Source organism: Runella sp. R0.1_18, assembly GCF_057652155.1.
In genome coordinates, this window is record NZ_JBYFCK010000002.1 from 197,157 (window position 1) to 219,701 (window position 22,545).

The 22,545-nt window shown below is 43.3% G+C and carries 18 protein-coding genes; 9 read left to right on the plus strand and 9 right to left on the minus strand.

The genetic code is table 11. The features are described 5' to 3' along the window. The first annotated feature begins 31 nt into the window (after positions 1-31). The 3 genes from lysS (at position 32) to AC23P2_RS03695 (ending at position 4,036) form a co-directional block, all read left to right on the plus strand. Positions 32-1,741, plus strand: coding sequence for a lysine--tRNA ligase (lysS, locus tag AC23P2_RS03685; RefSeq protein WP_487771941.1), 1,710 nt, complete (start codon positions 32-34; stop codon positions 1,739-1,741). A gap of 129 nt (positions 1,742-1,870) precedes the next feature. Next, the gene (locus AC23P2_RS03690; protein WP_487771942.1) at positions 1,871-2,953 is read left to right on the plus strand and encodes a redoxin domain-containing protein; all 1,083 of its coding nucleotides are present in this window, start codon (positions 1,871-1,873) and stop codon (positions 2,951-2,953) included. 51 nt (positions 2,954-3,004) lie between these two features. Further along, positions 3,005-4,036: a flavin reductase family protein gene (locus tag AC23P2_RS03695; RefSeq protein ID WP_487771943.1), complete on the plus strand. Its 1,032-nt coding sequence runs from the start codon at positions 3,005-3,007 to the stop codon at positions 4,034-4,036. 2 nt (positions 4,037-4,038) lie between these two features. On the opposite strand, the gene AC23P2_RS03700 is transcribed toward AC23P2_RS03695, so the two are convergent. Then, a complete protein-coding gene (locus AC23P2_RS03700; RefSeq protein WP_487771944.1) occupies positions 4,039-5,196 on the minus strand; it encodes a cysteine desulfurase family protein in 1,158 nt (385 codons plus the stop codon). Between the two features lie 338 nt (positions 5,197-5,534). On the opposite strand from AC23P2_RS03700, the gene AC23P2_RS03705 reads away from it, so the two are divergent. Further along, positions 5,535-6,497 (plus strand): YheT family hydrolase, encoded by a 963-nt coding sequence (locus AC23P2_RS03705; protein WP_487771945.1) that lies wholly within the window; start codon positions 5,535-5,537, stop codon positions 6,495-6,497. Between the two features lie 69 nt (positions 6,498-6,566). Here AC23P2_RS03705 and AC23P2_RS03710 read toward each other — a convergent pair whose 3' ends face one another. Continuing rightward, on the minus strand, positions 6,567-7,001 hold the full coding sequence (locus AC23P2_RS03710; protein WP_487771946.1) for a hypothetical protein: 435 nt from the start codon (positions 6,999-7,001) through the stop codon (positions 6,567-6,569). Positions 7,002-7,437: 436 nt separating this feature from the next. Here AC23P2_RS03710 and AC23P2_RS03715 point away from each other — a divergent pair, with 436 nt between their 5' ends. Then, positions 7,438-7,980: a hypothetical protein gene (locus AC23P2_RS03715; protein WP_487771947.1), complete on the plus strand. Its 543-nt coding sequence runs from the start codon at positions 7,438-7,440 to the stop codon at positions 7,978-7,980. A gap of 102 nt (positions 7,981-8,082) precedes the next feature. Here AC23P2_RS03715 and AC23P2_RS03720 read toward each other — a convergent pair whose 3' ends face one another. From AC23P2_RS03720 to AC23P2_RS03740, 5 genes are all read right to left on the minus strand, one after another. Then, positions 8,083-8,517, minus strand: a complete 435-nt coding sequence (locus tag AC23P2_RS03720; protein WP_487771948.1) for a hypothetical protein — start codon at positions 8,515-8,517, stop codon at positions 8,083-8,085. A gap of 152 nt (positions 8,518-8,669) precedes the next feature. Then, on the minus strand, positions 8,670-9,788 hold the full coding sequence (locus AC23P2_RS03725; RefSeq protein ID WP_487771949.1) for a DUF6973 domain-containing protein: 1,119 nt from the start codon (positions 9,786-9,788) through the stop codon (positions 8,670-8,672). Positions 9,789-10,312: 524 nt separating this feature from the next. Next, positions 10,313-10,924 carry a Crp/Fnr family transcriptional regulator gene (locus AC23P2_RS03730; RefSeq protein WP_487771950.1) on the minus strand — a complete coding sequence of 204 codons (612 nt, stop codon included), beginning with the start codon at positions 10,922-10,924 and terminating at the stop codon, positions 10,313-10,315. A 422-nt stretch (positions 10,925-11,346) separates the two neighbouring features. Then, positions 11,347-12,519 carry a glutathionylspermidine synthase family protein gene (locus AC23P2_RS03735; protein WP_487771951.1) on the minus strand — a complete coding sequence of 391 codons (1,173 nt, stop codon included), beginning with the start codon at positions 12,517-12,519 and terminating at the stop codon, positions 11,347-11,349. Between the two features lie 18 nt (positions 12,520-12,537). After that, complete coding sequence (locus AC23P2_RS03740) at positions 12,538-13,167, minus strand: Cj0371 family chemotaxis-regulating polar lipoprotein (RefSeq protein WP_487771952.1); 630 nt, start codon at positions 13,165-13,167, stop codon at positions 12,538-12,540. Positions 13,168-13,443: 276 nt separating this feature from the next. Here AC23P2_RS03740 and mdh point away from each other — a divergent pair, with 276 nt between their 5' ends. Continuing rightward, a complete protein-coding gene (gene mdh / locus AC23P2_RS03745) occupies positions 13,444-14,373 on the plus strand; it encodes a malate dehydrogenase (protein ID WP_028525897.1) in 930 nt (309 codons plus the stop codon). Positions 14,374-14,486: 113 nt separating this feature from the next. Continuing rightward, positions 14,487-16,505 (plus strand): plastocyanin/azurin family copper-binding protein, encoded by a 2,019-nt coding sequence (locus AC23P2_RS03750; protein WP_487771953.1) that lies wholly within the window; start codon positions 14,487-14,489, stop codon positions 16,503-16,505. Between the two features lie 73 nt (positions 16,506-16,578). Here the strand turns inward: AC23P2_RS03750 and AC23P2_RS03755 are convergent, their stop codons facing one another. Next, entirely contained in the window at positions 16,579-18,165 is a 1,587-nt protein-coding gene (locus tag AC23P2_RS03755) for a hypothetical protein (protein WP_487771954.1), read from the minus strand. A gap of 239 nt (positions 18,166-18,404) precedes the next feature. Between AC23P2_RS03755 and AC23P2_RS03760 the strand changes: the two genes are divergently transcribed. Beyond that, entirely contained in the window at positions 18,405-19,529 is a 1,125-nt protein-coding gene (locus AC23P2_RS03760; RefSeq protein WP_487771955.1) for a DmpA family aminopeptidase, read from the plus strand. Positions 19,530-19,739: 210 nt separating this feature from the next. Here the strand turns inward: AC23P2_RS03760 and hemA are convergent, their stop codons facing one another. Then, entirely contained in the window at positions 19,740-21,011 is a 1,272-nt protein-coding gene (gene hemA, locus AC23P2_RS03765) for a glutamyl-tRNA reductase (RefSeq protein ID WP_487771956.1), read from the minus strand. 337 nt (positions 21,012-21,348) lie between these two features. Between hemA and AC23P2_RS03770 the strand changes: the two genes are divergently transcribed. Then, the gene (locus AC23P2_RS03770) at positions 21,349-22,542 is read left to right on the plus strand and encodes an ATP-binding protein (protein ID WP_487771957.1); all 1,194 of its coding nucleotides are present in this window, start codon (positions 21,349-21,351) and stop codon (positions 22,540-22,542) included. Positions 22,543-22,545: the final 3 nt, after the last annotated feature.

Consider the following 22,545-nt stretch of genomic DNA (forward strand, 5'->3'; position numbering starts at 1 on the left):
GAGGGGTAAGGGGCTTAAAACAACCAAGTAAATGTTGAGCGAACAAGAACTCCTCCGCCGCCAAAAGCGCGAAGATTTGATGAAAATGGGGATTGACCCCTATCCTGCCGAATTATTTGAGGTAAACGCTACGGCAGCCGATATTCATAAAAATTACGAAAACGATAAGCTGAGTTATAAAAACATCTCTATTGCAGGCCGTTTGATGGGCTTCCGTATCATGGGAAGCGCGTCATTTGTTGAATTACAAGACAGCACAGGCCGCGTTCAGCTGTATTTCCGTCGCGATGACCTTTGCCCAGGCGAAGACAAAACGCTTTATAATACTGTTTTCAAGAAATTGCTTGACATCGGTGATATCATCGGGGTAAGAGGGTACGTCTTCACCACTCAAACGGGCGAAATCTCAATCCACGTTGAGGAATTTAAAATTTTAAACAAATCGCTTCGCCCACTTCCTGTGGTAAAAGAAGCGGATGGTAAAACCTACGACGGTTTTACCGACCCTGAACAACGTTTCCGCCAGCGCTACGTGGATTTGATTGTGAATCCCCACGTCAAAGATATTTTTATCAAACGCGCTCGCATCATCAGCACCATGCGTCGGATTTTCGACGATAAGGGCTGGTTAGAAGTAGAAACGCCTATCCTTCAGCCCATCCACGGAGGAGCGACTGCTCGTCCGTTTAAAACGCACCACAACACGCTCGATATGCCGTTGTACATGCGTATCGCCAACGAGCTTTACCTCAAACGTCTCATTGTCGGTGGTTTTGACGGGGTGTATGAGTTCGGAAAAATGTTCCGCAACGAAGGCATGGACCGTACCCACAACCCAGAATTTACGTCGTTGGAGTTTTATGTGGCTTACAAAGATTACAATTGGATGATGGGCATTACCGAAGAAATCCTCGAAAAAGTAGCCATCGCCGTAAACGGTACCACCAAAATACAATCGTGGGGCAACGAAATCGAATTTGCGGGGCCTTACACGCGTTTGAGCATCTTTGAAGCCATCGAAAAATACACGGGCATAAACGTAGAAGGCAAAACCGAAGCAGAACTCATCGCTCAGTGCAAAGAGTGGGGCATCGAAACCGACGCCACCATGGGCGTAGCCAAACTTATCGACGAGATTTTTGGGGCCAAAGTAGAAGGCAACTTGATTCAACCAACGTTTATCATCGACTACCCCGTCGAGATGTCGCCATTGACCAAAAAGCACCGCAGCAAACCTGGTTTGGTGGAGCGTTTTGAGTTGTTTATCAACGGAAAAGAAGTGGCCAATGCGTATTCTGAGCTCAATGACCCTATCGACCAGCGCGAGCGCTTTGAGGAGCAGCTTCGTTTGGCCGAGCGCGGCGACGAAGAAGCGATGGCGATGGACGAGGACTTCATCCGTTCGCTCGAATACGGCATGCCGACTACTTCGGGAATTGGGATTGGTATCGACCGTTTGACGATGATGATGACCGACCAAACGAGCATCCAGGAAGTATTGTTCTTCCCACAAATGCGCCCAGAAAAGAAAGTAGAAATGGCTACCGAAGCCGATTACTTGGCGCAAGGTGTACCTGCGATTTGGGTACCTGCCCTCCAAAAAATGGGTTTCTTGACCATCGACGCCCTCAAAGCCGCCAACCCCAACAAGGTGTTCAACGACTTGGGTGGTCTCCGCAAGAAATTGAAAATCGACGCTCCTATGCCGAAAAAAGAAGACGTAGAGGCTTGGATTGGCTAAAATAATTGCAAAAAGCGGAGAACATTCTCCGCTTTTTTAGTTTTACCCCTACCCAATTTGGCACTCTACCAAATACCCCTTATCTTTCCGAAACATTTACATTTCACTGAAACTCAAAACCATTTCGCGATGAAAAAACTGTTATTGTCGTGCCTCGCACTACTTCCGTTTTTAGCCGTAGCCGACCCCGCACCCTTTTCGGTGACAGGTGCCATCAAAGGAGTAAAAGACCAGACCATTTACCTCCGCTACGGAAAAACCACCGATTCACTCAAATCAGTCAATGGTGAATTTAATTTCAAAGGACAAATCGAAGACCTTACCACCGCTTACCTACGCGTAGGCAAAACGCAAACTTCGTTTTTTGTGGAAAAAAACGCCACACTAACGTTTGCTGGTAGCCTCGAAGAACTTGAAAACTCAAGCGTATCAGGAACCCGTATCAACGATGACTTGTCGCGTTATACTGCCTCTATTGCAGCGCTTAACAACGAACGACGCCCTGTTATGGCTGCACTCATGGATGCCTACCAAAAAAAGCAACCTTACAAGGAGTTCAACGAACAAGTCGATAAAATTGATGATCAAATTACCGCCAAAGCTAAAGAGTTTATTCAATCAAACCCTGAGTCGTTGGTAAGTGCGTGGCTAGTTCGTAGCCGTTTCTTCTACGGTGAAGATAGCGAATTGTCGAGCATGTATGGGTACTTAAAAGGTGACGCACTAACGTCAAATTTTGCCAAAGATTTGAAGAAAAAAATTGACGTAAACGCCAAAACGGCGGTTGGGCAAATGGCCATGGAGTTTACCCAAAACGATGTCAACGAAAAGCCCGTTTCGCTTTCATCTTTACGTGGAAAGTACGTATTGGTAGATTTTTGGGCGTCATGGTGCGGCCCATGTCGTCAAGAAAACCCAAATGTGGTAAAGGCATTCAACGCTTACAAAGACAAAGGGTTTACGGTTTTGGGCGTATCACTTGATCAGAAAAAAGACCCTTGGCTTAAAGCCATTGAAAAAGACCAATTGACATGGACACACGTTTCGGACTTGAAATACTGGCAAAACGAAGTGGCTGTGCAATACGGCATCAATTCGATTCCTGCCAGCTTTTTATTAGATCCCAATGGTAAAATCGTCGGCAAGAACTTACGAGGTGAAGCACTCACCAAAAAGCTCGCCGAACTGATGCCCGACAAAGAAGTAAAATAATACTTGACTACTTGCAGGCGAGGTCAAGCACCTCGCCTTTTTTATACCCTTATGACTCCCATTACGCAACGATTAGCCATTAAAGGCATCATCGAAGAAACCGAAGATGCCAAAACCTTTGTGTTAGCTTCGGTCGATGGACAGCCGCTGACTTACCAAGCGGGGCAATTTTTGACGTTTTTGTTTCAAGAACACGGGCACGAAGTTCGTCGGTCATTTTCTTTTTCTTCTTCTCCATCAGTCGATACGCTTCCGTCAGTTACGATAAAGCGTGTTCCCAATGGCCTGATTTCCCGCCCTTTGCTCGATTATAGCCGCGTGGGCGACGTTTGGGAATGTCTGCCTCCCGCAGGTCGATTTGTGCTTCCCGCTCATCCGCCAAAGCACGTCTTTTTGTTGGCTGCTGGAAGTGGAATTACGCCACTTTTGGCCTTGACCAAAGAACTTTTAGCCAATCACCCTTCTACCCAGATTACCCTAGTTTACAGCAACAAGTCGGTAGAATCCACCATTTTTTACGCCCAACTTACCGCTCTTCAAACCGACCATTCGGAACAATTGAAGGTTATTTTTTTGTGGGGAAATGCCAAAAATCTGCGTTGGGCGCGCCTCAATGGCACCTTATTGGAAGAAATTATTCAACAAACCCTCAACGGAGCACCTTTTTCCGATGCTCGCTTTTATGCCTGTGGGCCGTTCCATTATATGCTAATGGTGGAAATCAGTTTGTTGACGATGGGTTTTCACAAAGACCAACTTCAACGCGAGCATTTTGTAATTGAATCCAAACCTCCCACGCCTAAACATTATCCTGCCCAAACGATTTTGGCGAATTTTAGAGGAGCGCAACAAACGATTGCCGTCCGCGAAAATCAAACGTTACTTGACGCAGGTCTTGTAGCAGGCTGGCCATTGCCTTATACTTGCCGCGCAGGGCGATGTGGCGCGTGTATCGCGCTTTGTACTTCAGGGGAAGTGGAAATGGAATATAACGAAGTACTGACCGATGAGGAGATCGCCAACGGACAAGTGTTGACTTGCATGGCACACCCCCTCACCGAAGGAGTCACAATTTCTTGGTAAAATTATACCCCAACCGTTTTATACATATCTGCTACCGTCGCTACGGCGTAGTCGATTTCGGCTTCGGTATTATATTTGCCAAACGAAAAACGAACATTGCCGCGCTCGGGAGCCACTCCCAACGCCGACAATACGTGCGAGCCGACTTCCGAACCACTCGAACACGCACTTCCACCCGAAGCTGAAATTTTGGCAATATCTAAATTGAATAACAGCATATCGTTGACATCCGATGGAGGTAAACTCACGTTCAAAACGGTGTAGTTGCTACGCTCAAGGTTAGCTGAGTCGCCGTTGAAACGAACGTCTTCTATTTTTTCGCGGAAGCCCGCAATCATTCGCTTTTTAAGGTTTTCGAGGTGTGCGCGGTGGCTGTCCATATCGCGGTAGGCAATTTCTAAGGCTTTGGCCAAACCCACAATTCCATATACATTTTCTGTTCCGCCACGCATATTCCGTTCTTGCGCACCGCCGTGGATGTAAGGATGAATACGCACATCATTGACATACAAGAATCCAACTCCTTTAGGGCCATTGAATTTGTGCGCCGCCCCGACCAAAAAGTTCGTTTTTAAGTTCTTCAAATCATGGCGCAAATGCCCCATGGTTTGTACTGTATCACTGTGAAAAATAGCGTTGTACTGCTCACATAACTCCCCCACTGCATTCAAATCCAACAAGTTGCCAATCTCATTATTGCCGTGCATCAACGAAACCAACGAGCGTGGGCTGGTCTTCAACAATTCTTCTAAATGATTTAAGTCCACGTGGCCTTTTTTGTCGATATTGACCAGGCTTAGTTTGATTTTTCCTACTTTGGCCAAGTACTCCAACGTATGTAAAACGGCGTGGTGTTCCAGCGGCGAAGTAATGGCGTGGGTAAGGTTATACGCCTCCACGCTACAAAGAATGGCCGTGTTATCGGCTTCAGTTCCTCCCGAGGTAAAGAAAATTTGGGAAGGCGACGTATTGAGCAGTCCCGCCACGGTTTTGCGTGCTTGTTCAATCGCCGATTTTACGATACGCCCATGCCCATGAATCGACGACGGGTTGCCGTATTGCTCCGTAATCCAAGGGAGCATAACTTCGATTACTTCCGCGTCGATAGGAGTGGTAGCGGCGTTGTCTAAATAAATACGGTCGGCAACTGAACGAATCATACAAAAAGAGATTAGTAAAGGTGGAAAACTTTAGTTGTTTCAACAACTATACGCAAAAATAAAGGGAATCTTTAAACCCAACAACCTACCGAGTCGATTGAGTATTGGTTTTTAACTTCTCTTTGTCTTTATATTTTTTTGAAAATGAAGTCATTGGGAAAGCGTACATCTGCTTTTCGTAGAAATATGCAAAATAAATCATTGCCCAATGAGCCAATTTCCAAATCCATAACATCTTCTAATGAAAGATAAGTTTCTAGGAATGAAGCACATTTTAATCCCACGGGCACACGCTTTTCGCCAAAATAGCCGCAATTTTGTGCAAAAAAAATCTCCGTATGCCCGTCATTCACCGTTCGACTTATCCTGGCCCACCGCGTTATTTGTTCAATGGGCATTTGCAAACCGTTATTCCAAGTGTTTTTCGTAAAGTCAAAGGGGTAGCGTATGAACGTGAACGACTGACACTTTCCGACGGTGACTTTGTTGACCTCGACTGGCTCGATACGGGTAGCAAAAAGTTGGTGGTGCTCACCCACGGCCTCGAAGGCGACTCACATCGGCATTATGTAAAAGGAACGGCGAAGTTATTTGCCCAAAACGGCTGGGATGTTTTGGCGTGGAATTGCCGCTCGTGCAGTGGTGAGATGAATCGCGCTTTTAGGCTTTACAATCACGGAGAAACAGGCGACATTGCCGAGGTCATCAACCATGCGCTGCGCACCAAGCACTACGAAAACGTTTCGCTCGTGGGGTATAGCATGGGCGGGAATATTTCGCTGAAGTACGTCGGTATCAGGCAAAACAATTTACCTGACGTTGTGCGGGGAGTTGCGGCCTTTTCGGCACCAACCAACTTAAAAACAAGCGCTCAGTTGTTAGATTTACCCCAAAACCGACTCTACCGCGAGCGATTCAAGAAAAAACTCCTCAAAAAAATCACGGAAAAAGACCGACTGTACCCCAACCGAATCGACCTAACCAAACTGAAAGAGGTGAAAGTGTGGAAGGACTTTGACGATTTTTTCTCCGCCCCCGTCAACGGTTACCGCGATGCCGACGATTTTTATGAACAAGCTTCCGCTGCTCATTTTATTGAAAACGTCAGTATTCCAGTCCTCATTTGTAATGCCCAAAACGACCCCATTCTCAACGCCGATTGTGTACCTACGTTTTTGGCGGAGAAAAACCCGTCTATTTTTGTCGAAACGCCCAAAGAAGGTGGCCACGTCGGTTTTATGGTCGCCAACGACGAATTTTCGTGGGCCGAACGTAGGGCGTTGGAGTTTTTGAATGGCTAGGTGCAGCGGGATACTCACATCCAGAGGTTGTGTTTTAAACGAGCTTTTCCTAAGCTAAAAAATTAGTCCTTATTGCTTTACAAAAGTATATTCCACATTCTTTATTATCTTTTTGGTCGAATAGTTGTACTCTTTGTCAATAGAAAACTGAATATTCTTTTTATCTCTAAAGGCGTAAGAGTAAACCTGAACTTTTCCAATAGCTTCTATGGGGAGTGTTGTTTCATCCGCTACATCAATGTTGCACTGGTCAGGGCCAAAGTTGTATTCAAAAGAACGCGAATCTGTTCCCAAAGACAAAATTCCATTTCTTTTTGAATCGGTAAAATTCAACACAATAGCTGGAGGTGTATCGACAACTATTAATCGGTTATTTTCATCTATGTATTGGAAACACTCCAAACGCCAAGAGCCTTCAAGCTTCTTGCCAACAGTAACATAGTCGGGCTTGCAAGAGATACCGACAGCTAGTAGCATCAAAAATAAATGGATTCCTTTTTTCATTTTTTAAAATTTGCACAACGTAACCACCCCAATTAATTGCGTTGTAAGGTTAATTTTTAAGATAAATTTAATATTTGCAACTGTTTATATGTATTACGTAAATATTGAAATCAGACATCTAATATTTATATCATTGAAAAATATTTCATTTTTTAAGATTTCAAAAGCTGTCTTTGTTACAATTTTTATCATTATTACTAAAAATTAAATTTTTAAATAAAAGAGCATATAAAAGTTCATAAATATTTCAATTATTGTCATGAAAAATTTTTCCCAGTAATAGTATTAGATATTTTCTTATTTTAAACTCTTTAAATGTTAAGAAAATTTTACAATATTTAAAGAATTTAAAATGAATTTATAGGTATATTTTGTAAATTTGAAAAATCAACATTCTATCAAATACTTTGAAATTTTTACTAATTCTATATATCTTATGAAAACCACAGACATAATTATCCAACACAAAGAACTATTTACCCCCACTAATATCACCTTCCGAACTGCTTTTTCTGTTAATCTTATTGATGTTTCTACGTTCGGGTATAATACGCATTTAATAGAAGTATTTAGAGAACTAGGGGTGAACTATAAAGAAATAGACGAACTAACTGTGAATGAACACAAAAGTAAGTCTTACCAATTTGAAGCCGACCAATCGCTCTATTTAGCATTAAAAGGGAAATTAAACGCAGAGACTCCAATTTTATTAATCCCATTCAAAATAACTTTTTCTAAAGAAGACACTGAGTCTCTTTATAAGAGAATAGAGCTAGAAGCAATAGAAAAATTCAGAGATAACCATCAAATGAAAGGCTTGGTAATTACAACCCCTATCAAATTTAGAGTACAAGAAATTACAAACCCAAATAATGACTGGCATTTTTACCCCCCAAGTTCTTTTAAGAATTTCAAATTTGAACAATTTTTATCATTAAAATACAGATTTACATTTGAAATGTATCCCGAAAATAGCTAGCAATCAACAGTTGGTTGGCAAATGTATTGCAAAAGAGTACTACCTAAAAGCAAAAACTTATTGATACAAAAAAGCAAATTAAATATTTCCTAGTTAAAATACTTACAAATTATTTATCCTAGATTTTATTTTTAATTTTCCATTACGGCTACCTTCTGGAGTAAACTTTATCCAAACATCTTGGGAATAATATTTTAAACGCTTATTTATATATACTTTTCCTTTATCTAATTTAAAGTTTAAATCAGAAGATGTTACTGCTCCGCTTGCAGAACGGCTAAAGGTAACTGTTGCCCATCCATCTAACGTTCCATTTATTACTAAATCTATAGTTGCTGGAGAAGTGCCAGTACATTTTTGATATCCAGTTATCTGGTCTCTAAATATAATAGGTTTAGTAACGTTAACTACCTCAAATTCTGCAAAATCATCAACATTTTCGTCACATTTCCGAAAAATCACAGGAGCAACTATTAGCAATACAATCGCCAATACAACACTCAGATAAACAAGGATATATTTTAAAAATATTTTCATATACTATTTGGTTATTTTATTTAATAAGAAAATAGGCTAGGCGAATGTAGATGCCAGCCTATACCTCACCTACATCTAGCCTTCCTACAAAATATTATCAATCAGACAATAAAATAGATAGCACAAATGAATACTCATGCTATCTATTTTATTTAATTACATTTATCACTGGCATTGGTTGGGCTTAAATGCTGTGCTCCTGATGAAGTTGTATATATTCTTTTCCCTTCTCCGTTAGCAATAGATTGTAAGACCTTTTCCACTATCTTTGTTTGATTTCTATCACTCACGCTTAGTTGCTTATAAATATTGATTCCCAAGTCGTTATTGTGTAAATCCATCTGCCCAGATAATGTTAAAAGATATTCGTCATCTTCATGGGCATCAGTAATCTCCAAAGCAGTTCGAGGGCCTACAAGCATTGATAAAGTGGCACTCCAAACAGAGTGTTTAAATGCATTTGCATTGTTATCGCCAGTAAGATAGTCCGAATTAGGAGGTGTACAGTAATAATATTCTGTCCAAAACCCTGCTCGTTTTTTTGCACTCAAAGCATCTATTAATAACCAAGGTTTGATGGTAAAATAATTTCGTTCAGCCTGAGTAAGTTGATTCCACTGATTTGTAAGGTCAGAGGAAACAGACAAAATATCTTGGATAGTGGCTCCACCTCCACCGCTACTTATACCGATTAAAGAAATAGACGAACCAGCCGAGGTGGTTGTTGCTACAGAATAAGTCTCACAGGTAGTGTGCGTATATTGCCACTCCCCGCAAATTACTCCATAGCAAGTCCTACTATACCATGCTGTGCATACTTCAATTTGTGCACTAGTTTTGGCATTTTTTGGTGCTTTCCCAATCGTACCTTGTATCTTACCATTTTTATAAATTAGACCATACTCCAATTTCTCATTCTGATTAAAAAAATAAACATACCCATCAAAATCATTAGAATTAACTTTAATTTTTTTATTTTTCAAGTAGTAGTCATCATCACTTATTATTCTTCGTTCTAGTTGCTTAATTTCTTGAGTAGTGTAATCTTTTATAAAGACATAATCTATCTTTACATCAGCACTTACAAAGTTATCATTTTCTTTTATCTCTTTTCCCTCCCTTCTGTCATTTATTTTATACCCAACAGGATTTTTCATCACAACAGGTACAATAATTGCGTCCTGATTTTCATTAATTTGCGCCTTGTTGGCATCTCCCCAAATAGGTTTTTTATCTTCTCCATTTATTCGAGCATTTTTTTGACTATTCAAATACCAATTCTGAGCTTCAGATATTGTAAAATCTTTTATCTTTAAAGGTTCATTATTTATTTTAGGATCAAGCCCATGCTAGTTACAAGAAAAAACAAATAAAATTGTTATTAACAATAAACATTTTTTAAATTTTAAAAAATTATTCATAAATTAAACGTTTTAAGTTAAACATATTATTAAAAACACAAGCATACTTCAATAGAACTGCCTTCTTATTGATTCTCAGTGTATTATTTTTTTGAAATATTTAAAAAATCAATACATATATAGTGATTTACATTTTAAATGTACAACTTTTGTTAAACAAAGCACTTATATCCAAGTTATTGGCAGGCCAAAATTGCTTCATATTTATTCTGAATCAGTATTACGTACAAAAATATTTTTTATATGTAGAAAGATTAGACCCATAAGCCTTCCACGTCCGCCAAGATGCAGGGGGGCTTACTTGTTACTAAAGCAAATCAATCTTTTTTTAACCCAATGTAGTTTAAACTACTAAATTCAGTAAACAACAAAATTTATGCTTTTTTGGGGGTAAGCTGTTTGCGTATTTTACAAAGGGTAACGCGGTGAATACCCAAATAAGAAGCAATATGTTTGACCATGACACGGTTCAACAAATGTGGACGTAACCCCAAAAATGCCTCATAACGCTCAACAGGCGTACGATAATGAAGCAAAGCTGTATGGGCGTGATATGCTTCCAATAAATGACCGTACAAACTGCAAAAAGCGTGGCTCAGTTCTGGATATAAGCCAAAAAGCTTTTGCAAGTCCTTATACCCAATCGAAAACAAAATCGTAGGTTCTTCCGTACAGATGGATTCTGTCGAGGGTTTCTGCGAAAAAAAACTGCTGAAGGCGCAGAAAAAATCACCTTCGCTACAAAACCCAGTGGTTATATCATCGTCTGCATCTGCATCTGCATCTGCATCTGCAAAAAAACGAATCAATCCCTCTTCTACCCAATAAAACCTGTCATTGGTCTGCCCTTTTTCCAAAAGGAGTTCTTGCCCTTCCAATCTCTGTTGTGTTACACATTCCATCAAGGCAAACTTACAATCAGGCGAGAGCGACAGGTGTTTGTCAATCGCTGTACTAAAACAAGTGGGCTGGATAAAACTTATCATAACTACCTAGGCTGTTTACTTGAAAAATACAACAATATTTCAAAAGAAATCAAAAGTACTGCTATAACAAATTTGAATAAAAAAATAGGAGAATTCCAAATTAAGAATTCCGTTTTTTTGACAAAAACCGTGAAACCTACTTTTTTGCCCGTGAAATCAACACAAAATTGCATTTTTTCCAATGTTTCACGGAAACGAAGACATCCACTTACAGCCCATTTGCCTGGTATCAACAATAAACTACAGGAGTACCGAAGAAAGCAATAAAACGGAAAAGTACAATTTTAATTAATCTTCTCCGTAAGCCAATGAAGGGAAGAAAACAAGGCTAGAAGCCTCTAAATAAATGGCACGAGCGTAACGCTCGCGCCATCGCTGTGCGTCTGGTTGCTCACAACCAGGCGCACTCTGTTACGAAGTCGTTATTCTACAATGTGCCCCACAAACTGGGCGGTATTGTCGATGATTTTGCCGCCGCGACGGTAGCCCAAGCCGCAGCCTTCTCCAGCCCAAAAAACACCTGCTTGGTAGCGCTTTCCGAGGGCATCGCGCGAAAATTCGACGTATTCTTGGTAAATTTTTTCGTACTCACCGTAGTCACCGTCTGCCGACGAAACGACCGAGCCGTTGCTCTCAATGATGCGAACATTGGCTCCTTCTCGTCCAAAAAGCACCTTTTCAACGCTCGTTTTGTCCGCAAAAGGCTGCAAAGAAGTCGGCAATAGTAATGGGTGATTAGGGTATAAATCCCAGAGTAATTTTAAAATGTATTTCGACTGAAAAAGCAAGGTGTAGGCGGGATTGATGATGACCGCTTTCCCGTTTTTAACGATACTTGTCAGTAAGCCCGCCAACTCTGGTTCTTCGTAACCGATGTACTCCCAAGGCACAAGTTTGAACCAAAAATCGAAGGACTCAAATTGCCCATTTTGAGGATTTTGTCTAAAAATCCCTTCCGTAGGCGAAAACTCAATCTCGTCGATGTAGCTAAACTCCACGTCAAAGCCTGCTTCCCGCGCGGCTTCGCCCAATACGGCCACGTTGGTATCATCTTCGGGAGCATCGCGCATGGTCGAAAACAACAAGGTCGGGTTTAAGTGACGATTGCGCTGGCGAAGTTCCGAAAACTGCGCCTTCAATGCCTCATAAACGTTGTTAAACTGCTTACTCTCGTCCATTTGGTTGGCTTTGAGGTGCGCCCACTGCACTACGGCAGTTTCAGGAATACAAGTAGCAGTATCGGCGTTAAACTCAATGAGTTTGATAGGCTCCCGCCCTACTCCACCTGCCAAGTCAAAACGGCCATAAATGTGCCAATGCCGCTCATCTTCCCACGTCAGCTTGACCAGCTCAATGAGGTTTTCGGGAATGCCCATTTCTTTCCAAAGCTGACGGTCGATGGCGTGCTGGGCCGCTTCGGCAAAAATTTCGTAGAGTTCGTTAGCGGCGTTGTAGTACGCCTCAGCCTCGTACGCCTTAATCGCCACAGCCTCGTTGGTCAAATAAGGCAGCGTATCGGCCCCAAGCATCCAATCCCACCCTACATTACGGAGCTGGGTTTCAGGGCTATTGTTCAAATAATTTGTTCGTATCATGGTTGTTATATAAAAAAATTAGCCCCCAAAACTGCGCCCTGAGCGACTGAAAAATCCACTACGGCTACTACTTGGCCGCGACGCCACGCTTTTGCGGTGGCTGTGGTAGTTGTCGTGAATACCAGACGAACGCGAATACACCGACGAGTTGGCATACGCCCCCGAGCTGTACTGACGTTCACGTTGTTCATTATAAAATTGAGATGAATTGTTACGCCCTAGCATATACCCCATTCCGCCCCAAAGTAGTGCGTTCGACAGCGAACTACGGTGATAATGACTATGATAATGATTAGGGTTGTTGTAATAATCCCGCGTTGTGGAGTCGGTTTTTACCAGTCTTTGTGCTTCTGCTACACTCAGGGTATCGCGGCGGCCGTCGAAGTAACGCACAATCGCCCCCGCTTCCGACGCAGTTTTCACCTCTACTTCATCCGTGATTTTAAATTCACCTGGTTTCATTTCGGTGATGTAAGTTTTGACGGGACGGCCTTTGTAGGGCGCTTCTGCTTGTTGGCGGTCATCATCCGACGAGCCTCCGCAACTTTGAAGCAACATTCCTCCATTCAATAACGCCACCGACAAAGCAGCTCCTATCGTAATTTCTCGAACGGTTTTAATCACCGCCCCGTTTCGTTTAAGTGTCATATTAGTAAAGGTTGTAGTAATAATCAATTGGTTAAAATTAACATTTCATGGCCGAAAACAGTAATACAAAGGTAAGGTAGTGATTATACGGTTCACAATCATTTTGGGATGAACAGCAATTTCCAAGAACAGTCTCCTTGTGAAAAATGGATGAACGGCATCAAACTATCTATTTTTAGCATTAAAAATACCGCTAAGAGTAGCTTCAAAAGGTTTTCACCCTATCTTTACGGCGTTTTTAAAAAACTGTTAATTCACCAAAAATTCATATTCCTAATGAAAATTACCGTAGTAGGGGCAGGTGCAGTAGGTGCTACCTGTGCTGACAACATCGCCCGCCGTCAATTGGCCCAAGAAGTAGTATTGCTCGATATCAAAGAAGGTTTGTCGGAAGGAAAAGCCCTTGATATGTTCCAAACAGCTACCTTGAACGGGTTTGATACAAAAATTACCGGTTCAACGGGTGACTATGAAAAAACAAAAGGTTCGGACGTCGTTGTAATTACTTCAGGGATTCCTCGCAAGCCAGGTATGACGCGCGAAGAACTTATCGGTATCAACGCAGGTATCGTAAAAGGCGTAGCAGAAAACATTTTGAAATACTCTCCTAAAGCCATCATCATCATCGTTTCTAACCCAATGGACACCATGACGTACTTGGCGTTCAAAGAGTTGGGCTTGCCTAAGAAGCGTATCATCGGTATGGGTGGTATCTTGGACAGCGCACGTTTCAAAACGTATTTGTCATTCGCTATGAATGCGTCACCTAACGACCTTCACGGCATGGTAATCGGTGGTCACGGTGATACTACCATGATTCCTTTGACTCGTTTGGCGACTTACAACGGTATCCCTGTGAGCCGTTTCTTGTCAGAAGAAAAATTGCAACAAGTAGCCGCTGACACCATGGTGGGCGGTGCTACTTTGACAAAATTGATTGGTACGTCGGCTTGGTATGCACCAGGTGCAGCAGTAGCTACTTTGGTAGAAAGCATCGTTCGTGACCAAAAACGTATTTTCCCTTGCTCAGTATATCTCAATGGCGAGTATGGCCAAAAAGACATTTGCATGGGTGTACCAGTGGTAATCGGTGCAGGTGGTTGGGAAAAAATCATCAGCCTTCGTTTGAGCGAATCAGAAAAAGCTGCCTTTGCAAAATCAGCAGATGCTGTTCGTGCGATGAACAATGTGCTTACAACGATGTAATATTTCCTCTTTGGAGGAGAAAAATTGGGCGGAGTACTCGAAGTACTCCGCTTTTATTTTGGGTAAAGACGGACTTTTTAGACCTTTGTATTGAAAAATTAAGATAGTTGTTCATGAAAAAAGGAATTGCTTATTCTCTCATTGTTTTGTTGACATCGGTACTCGCAGGGCAGGCCCAAAACCGCCCCATGACCGAAGAAGACTATTACCGTATTGTTACCCTGCCTATCCCCGAAACAGTTCAATTGGAAGTGGGTGGATTGGCAGTCTTACCCGACGGCCGCCTTGCTGCTTCTACCCGCCGTGGAGAAGTGTGGATGATTACAAATCCCTACCTTAAAGGCTCGGGGCAACCTTCTTACAAACGCTTTGCCCACGGTCTCCACGAGCCACTTGGATTGTTGTACCGCCCCGATGGTTCATTTTTATTATCTCAACGCGGCGAAATCACGCACCTTGTTGATTCAGATAACGATGGCGTTGCTGACATTTACGAATCGTTTTACAAATGGCCACTATCGGGAAATTATCACGAATATTCGTACGGCCCAGTACAAGCACCCAACGGTGATTTGCTCGTCACGCTTAACCTCGACTGGATTGGCCGTGGCGCGAGTTTAGCCAAATGGCGCGGCTGGTTGCTGAAGTTTGACGATAAAGCAAACATGACCCCCATCGCCACGGGGCTTCGTTCGCCTGCGGGCTATGTTGCACTCCAAAACGGGGATATGTTTTACACCGAAAACCAAGGTGACTGGGTAGGTTCGGGGCGCATGACTCACCTCGAATCGGGCGATTTTGCGGGAAACCCCGCAGGTTTGCGCTGGAGCCAAGAGCCCGAATCACCTGTTAAACTCAAGACAGAAGACATTCCTGATACGGGCGAGCCGCTTTACGAAGTAGCCAAGCGTGTTCCTGGATTGAAAGCTCCTGCCGTATGGTTTCCGCATACATTGATGGGAATTTCTACCTCCGATATTCGCGAAGACATGACCAAAGGGGCATTTGGGCCTTTTGAAGGACAATTGTTTGTCGGCGACCAAGGGCACAGCAAAATCATGCGTGTTATGCTCGAAAAAGTAAAAGGACGCTGGCAAGGAATCTGTTTCCCCTTCCGCGAAGGATTCCAATCGGGAATTTTGAGAATGGTTTGGGGGCTCGACGGCTCGATGTTTGTCGGACAAACAAGCCGTGGCTGGTCGGCGACGGGAAAAGACAATTTTGGGATTCAACGCTTGGTTTGGACGGGTAAAACACCGTTTGAAATGAAAACCGTAAAAGCAACTCCCGATGGTTTTGAAGTAGAGTTTACGTTACCCGTTGACAAGAAAACAGCCCAAGACGCTGCCTCATATCAGTTTAATACCTTTACTTACAAATATCATCGCACCTACGGCAGCCCTATCATCCGCGCTTCTGAGCGGGTGATTAAGCACATTCAAGTCGCGGATAACGGCCTCAAAGCGCGGATTGTATTGGATAGCTTAAAACTTGGCTATATCCACGAAGTCAAAGCCGAGGGCATTCGTTCAGCAGCAGGTTTGCCTCTTTTGCACAATGTAGGATACTATACATTGAACGAAATTCCTGACGGTGAAAAAATTCCAACGTCGCAATGGAACGTGGTTGCGCCCGCCAAAATGGCCGATGCCAACGCCCACGCGGGTCATACCATGCCTGCTGCCACTACGACGACTCCTGCCAAAGCCAGTAATAGCCCTAAACGGGTGATTGAACAGCCTGCGAGTTGGAGCAATGGCCCCGACCAAGTAATTATTTTGGGCACAAAACCTGGGTTAAAGTTCGACGTTACGGATGTTCAGGTGAAAGCAGGAAGCAAAATCAAGTGGGTTTTCAACAACAACGACGACATGCTTCACAACTGCGTCCTTGTAAAACCTGGCACCGCCAATCCAACGGGCGAAGCAGCCATTAAACTCGGACTCAAAGGTTCTGACATGCAATACGTTCCTAAATCGGCGAATGTATTGTTTCACACCAACATTCTCCAGCCAGAAACCAGTGAGACCATTTATTTTGTCGCTCCTTCTGAACCTGGCGATTACACTTTCCTTTGTACTTTTCCAGGACACCATACCTTGATGCAAGGTAAAATGAAAGTGGTGAAGTAAACAGATATGATACAAAAAAGGCGTTCCAAAAATTGTTTGGAACGCCTTTTTTATGAGTGAAATACCAAGTGGATTACTGCGGACGCGAGCGATTTCCTACTTCCAACGGTGTAAAATCTTTGAATGTATTTCCAATCGCCTTATCCGTCGCTTCCTTTTTATTCTCCCAACCCGCATCCAAATCCAGCGTTACCAAGCCTTTGATAGCCAAAGCCGCCCTAAATTCATCGCGTTTTTTGGCATAATCGTTTTGACGACGGGCTGCTTTCAGCGCAAACTCCCGCGCAAAAACATCGCCTTTGTTCTGAATCTCTATTTTCTTTTCCAATACATAATTGTAACGGTCGAGCAAATCCCGCAATGGTTTTCCAATTACTTCGGCCGCTTCCAGTGCCCCAATTGTGGCAATGGTCGTTCCCCCAATCGCCGTTACAATCGTTTTGGTTTGAGCCGTTTTTATTAACGCAGGCGACAAACCCGTAGTAGCCCCCAACGACGCATTGACCATCGAGCGATTCTTCTTTCCTTTTTTTGCTTTTAAGTACGCCCTCTTGAGTTCTTGCTCTTTTTCAGAAAGTTGGGTCACCAAATTCCACGCTTCTACCAACGAGTTTCGGTACAAAGAATATAACTGACGGTCACGTTCAATTTCGTTGACCGCATTCATAATCGTAAACCGAATCTTCTGTTCTTTTCGATTTTGTTCTTTATCCAACACAAAAAAATTGATATAAAACGACAACGAATCGTGCGGGTCTTTTACAAAATCGTAGGTAGGCGTCCAGATAAATTCGTATTGGTTATTGGTATTTTTCACCAACGCTTTGGAAGGTACGTCGGGGTTATCAGTCACAAAATCAAAGGCTTCAATGTCATCGTCACCGTTAGGGTCCGACAAAAAGAACTTCAAATTAATGGTCGTATTCTCCTTGGCCTTGAAGGCATCTCCCTTCGGAATCTGAATGATATCGGGCGGCAAGTCCATTTGAGTAGCCTCTAATTTAAGGCGTCCTTTGGCCCGCGCTTTGCTTGGTTGATCCTCTACGTAAAAGTCGATGTAGATGGGCTTATTTTTCAAGCTATTGAATTGAGTCATCGAAGGATGCCACGTCAATTCGCCCGCTGCCGATAGCTTGGCGCCTTCGGGCAGGGTTTCTGTGACGGGAATAATCGCAAGCGGGTCGTTGTCTTCATCCTTCAACGCATTAGCATCAATTTGGTAAATGTTCTGCGTACGATTCTGGACGTAAAACGGCTTCAGAATGTCGATTTGTGGTGGCCGATTGACGTGAATGACCCTCAAATCAAACGAACGTGTTGCGGTTTCATTTTGGCTATTTTTGGCTTCAACAATCAACTGAATCGACTTCTGCGTGTTGGTTCGGTCGGCCAAATCATACGAAGGAACCCACTCAAAATACCCAGTCGAGTCAAACTTCATGTCATCGAGTAAGCCCTGTTTTACCGTGAAGTGAATCAGCGAATCCGACTTCCCCCCTAGGGCTTTTAGGCGAAACTCAATACGACTTCCTTCATGCACCACGTTCCAGTTTGGCTCATTAGGCAGCTCAATGTGGAAATTAGAGCGGTTGTCTTGGGCGCATACGATTGTCTGAAAATGAATAAATAACAGGAAAAAGAAATGAATGGAATATCTCATGGTAGCTTCAAAATCTCATCTGATTGAATTAAACGCAAAATTACACCAATGATTTTACGTCTTTTCAAATAATTGTTTTATTTCTATACTTATCCAAGAAAAACTTAAATCATACCAACGTTTAATTGCATATTTTCAAGAACCTTGTTTTCACTCGCCAATTTATTCTACTTATTTATTTAATTACTTCTTTGTTACGAAATCAGGCCCTTTTGTTCTTTAAATACTTCAAAAAAATCATGCACCGCCTCTACCTACTGCTAATAAGTGTCATTTTTTCACTGCCTTTTCCACTCGCCGCCCAGCGTGCACGCGACCTGGGAGTTCGTATCGGAGTGCTTCCTACGGGCAAATTAAATGCCATTACCGACGTCAACGGCGTCAAAGTAGGACATACAACGCTGGCCGTTGGCGATAGCATCCGAACGGGAGTTACGGCTATTTTACCCCACGACGGCAACATTTTTCAACAAAAAGCACCCGCGGCAATTGAGTTGGGAAATGGCTTTGGCAAATTGGCGGGCTACAGCCAAGTCGCGGAGTTGGGCAACCTCGAAACGCCCATCGTACTGACCAACACTTTGAGCGTCCCCGCTGGCAGTGCCGCCTTGGTGGATTGGACGTTGCAACAAAAAGGAAACGAAAATGTCCGCTCGGTCAACCCTGTCGTTGGAGAGACCAACGATAGTTACTTAAATGACATACGAGGTCGCCACGTAAAAACCGCCGATGTCCTTCAAGCCATCCAACGCGCCACTACTACCAACCAAGAAGAAGGCTGCGTGGGAGCAGGAACGGGTACGGTGTGCTTTGGCTGGAAAGGTGGAATTGGGACGTCATCACGCAAGCTTCCCCAAAAACTGGGAGGTTATACGGTGGGCGTTTTGGTACAAACCAATTTTGGCGGGGTTTTGGAAGTGGCAGGCGCACCCGTTGGCGTGGAGCTGGGCAAGTATTCGTTCAAAGAAACCCTCGACAAATCGGGCGATGGCTCTTGCATGATTGTGGTAGCTACCGATGCCCCCTTGGACGCTCGGAACCTGAAACGTTTGGCAAAACGAGCCTTATTAGGATTGGGCAAAACGGGAGGAATCATGGCCAACGGCAGCGGCGACTACGTCATTGCGTTTTCGACGGCTTATCGGATTCCGCACGAGTCAACCTCATCGCTAGAAAACTACGCCCTTCTCCGCAACGACGACACCTCACCGTTGTTTCTAGCCGCGATGGAAGCCACCGAAGAAGCCATCATCAATTCGTTGTTCATGGCCCAAACAACCAAAGGCCACCAAGGGCATACCATTGATCGGCTTCCTGTGTCTAAAACTTTGGAGATTTTAAAGAAATATGGAAAAGTAAAATAATGTCGAGTGCAGAGGGCAGAATGTCGAATTTTTCGCCGTGCTGAGGATTGCTTACCGTGCTGAGGGTTGCTCACAACCCGACTGATAGAATGTCGAGTGCAGAGTGCAGAATGTCGAATTTTTCGCCATGCTGAGGGTTGCTCACAACCCGACTAGTAGCAAAACTGGAAACCCGAAACCCAAAACTGCAAACCCGAAACAGACACCCGACTAACGGCGCTCTGGTTGTTGTTCGAGGTTGAACAAGTCGTTCAAAACATCAATCAGAGTCTCGGCTTCGCCGCGTTTACAAGCTGCTTTTAATTGAAGAACGGGCAGCTTAATGATTTTTTGCATCATGCTCGACGTGATTTTGTCAATTTTTGAGACTTCGTCTTCGCTCAAATTTTTCATAAAACGCGCCATTTCCTCTTGACGAATCTGCTCAAGGGCATTTTTTAGCTTTTGAATCGTTGGCGATACCACCATTTCTTTTGACCAATCGCTAAACTCTTCCAATGCTTGGTCAATAATCGTATGTACTTGCGGCACTGATGCCAAACGACGGTCGAGCGCTTCGTTGGCTTTGGCCTGAATATTGTCGATGTTATACACAATCACACCAGGTACTTGCTCGGCATCAGCAGACACGCTGCGAGGCACCGACAAATCAACCACGTATTTGAACGAATGCAATGATTTCTTTTGGAGGAGGGCTTTATTGATAAAAGGCTCATCGCGTAAAATCGACGAAATCACCACATCTGCTTTAAGGATTTCCTCTTCCACATGCTCAAAATCAGCCACGCCAAAACCCAACTCATTGGCCAGCTGCTCCGCTTTAGCCCGAGTACGGTTGACTACCGTGATATTTGTGTATTCTTTTTCTTTCAAATTGCGACAAACGTCGGTTCCAATTTCTCCTACTCCCAACACCAAAATCGACGGATTAGCTTTCAACGCCGTTGCGTGTTCGATTAACTCTACTGCCACGTACGACGTAGAAGCAGCACCATCACGGAAAGAAGTTTCTTGGGCAACACGCTTATTAGCAAAGAAAATAGTGTGAAGCAAACGGTGTAAAAACGGACCTGCCATGCCCAAGTCAACCGACCATTGGTAAGCGTGTTTTACTTGGTTCGGAATTTGCATATCGCCTACTACTTGCGAGTGCAGCCCCGTGGCAACTTCAAACAAGTGACGAGCGGCTTGGTTTGGCTCGGTATAGTCGATGAAATAAGGTAGATAGGCTTCGGTATTGGTTAGCCCTTTCTGAATAAGCAGTAATTTGGCAATATCAACGTTACAGTTGGCCGCCGCATTATAATAGATTTCAGTACGGTTACAAGTCGAAACCACCAAAATATCTGTCCCACCGAAGAACTCTTGCACTTTGAGCATCAAGCCTTTAGCTTCATCTTCATTTAATGCAATTTGCTCACGAATCTCTAGTGGGGCTGTTTTATACGAAATGCCAACGCTTCTAAACTGTAAATATTCCATGTCACTTGCCAGAAAAAAGTTCACAAAGTTACCTCAAACAACGCGTTTTGAAGAAATAAAATCCGAGTAAAAAATAATTTAGAATGAGTATAAACTACTAAAAGAAGCTACACCGCAATTAGAACCATTTTTAAAATTCAAAAGATGACTTTATACGGGTTGTGAAACTGATTTTTGTCATATTTTGGATAGTCATCAAAAACTTTTTCCTTTGACAGCCCAATTCACAAGGTATATGTTTACTTTTTGATTTTTCGTTCAATATTACATACGACTTACAAAAGCAATTAGATGCTTCTGTTGTACTTATTTTACAAAAAAAATTTCGGTATCCCCCATGAAATTTCCAACGATAGACATTTACAGCCAAAAAAACGTGTACCAATTATTTATTGGTGTCAACTTGGCGCTTATCGGTATCGCTTCGATTTTTTATACCTACAACATCGTTGACAACCTCGATACCCGAGAACACCGCCAGCTCGCCATTTTTGCCCAACTCATTGAATACCAAGCCAATCACCCCGACTTAACCGAAGATTACACCAAACTTTTCGAAATCGTTAGGGAAAATATCAAACAAAGCCGAATCCCTACAGTATTGGTCAGTGAAGACATGCAACCCCAAGGCGACATCAATCTCGACATTCCCAGCAACGTTTCGGAAGCCGAGCACACCCGACTTTTGAAGGAAGCCTTCGACGAAATGAAAGAGGAAAATCCTCCTATTGTGGTTGACGTCATGGGGACAAAACAATACATTTATTATAGCGACTCCCCCTTGTTGGTGCAAATGCGCTATTACCCCTATGCTCAGCTTCTAAGCTTACTCGTGTTGGCATTTTTGGCATACCTCATTTTCAGTTCATCAAGGGCTGCCGAACAAAACCGCGTATGGGTAGGGCTCGCTAAGGAAACTGCTCACCAGCTAGGCACGCCCATTGCGTCACTGATGGGTTGGGTGTCATTCTTCCGAACCGACCCCGAGCGCTACCCTGAAGAATACACCCGCGAAATTGAGAAAGACATCAACCGACTCGAAATGATTACGGCGCGTTTTTCTAGCATCGGTTCGGCACCTACCATGAAGTACGAAAAGATGGTAGAAGTCCTTGGCCCATTCTTAGACTACCTCAAGCGGCGTATTTCCACAAAAGTCAAACTACAGTTTATCAACGAGTTAGACACTGAGCGTTCGATGTACCTTAACCGTAACCTTTTTGAATGGGTGGTAGAAAATATTTGTAAAAACGCCGTCGATGCCATGACGGGCGCAGGCGAGCTTAACGTCCGAATGTTTGCCCTCAATAAACAGGAAGTAGCTATCGACATCAGTGATACGGGTAAAGGGATTCCGCGCGGCAGTTGGCAAAAAGTTTTTAAACCTGGTGTAAGTACCAAAAAACGGGGCTGGGGGCTAGGTTTGACGCTGGCCAAACGGATTGTGGAGGAATACCACGGCGGAAAATTATACGTAAAATCTTCCGAAGTAGGTAAAGGCACCACCTTCCGAATCATATTACGAAGGTAACGG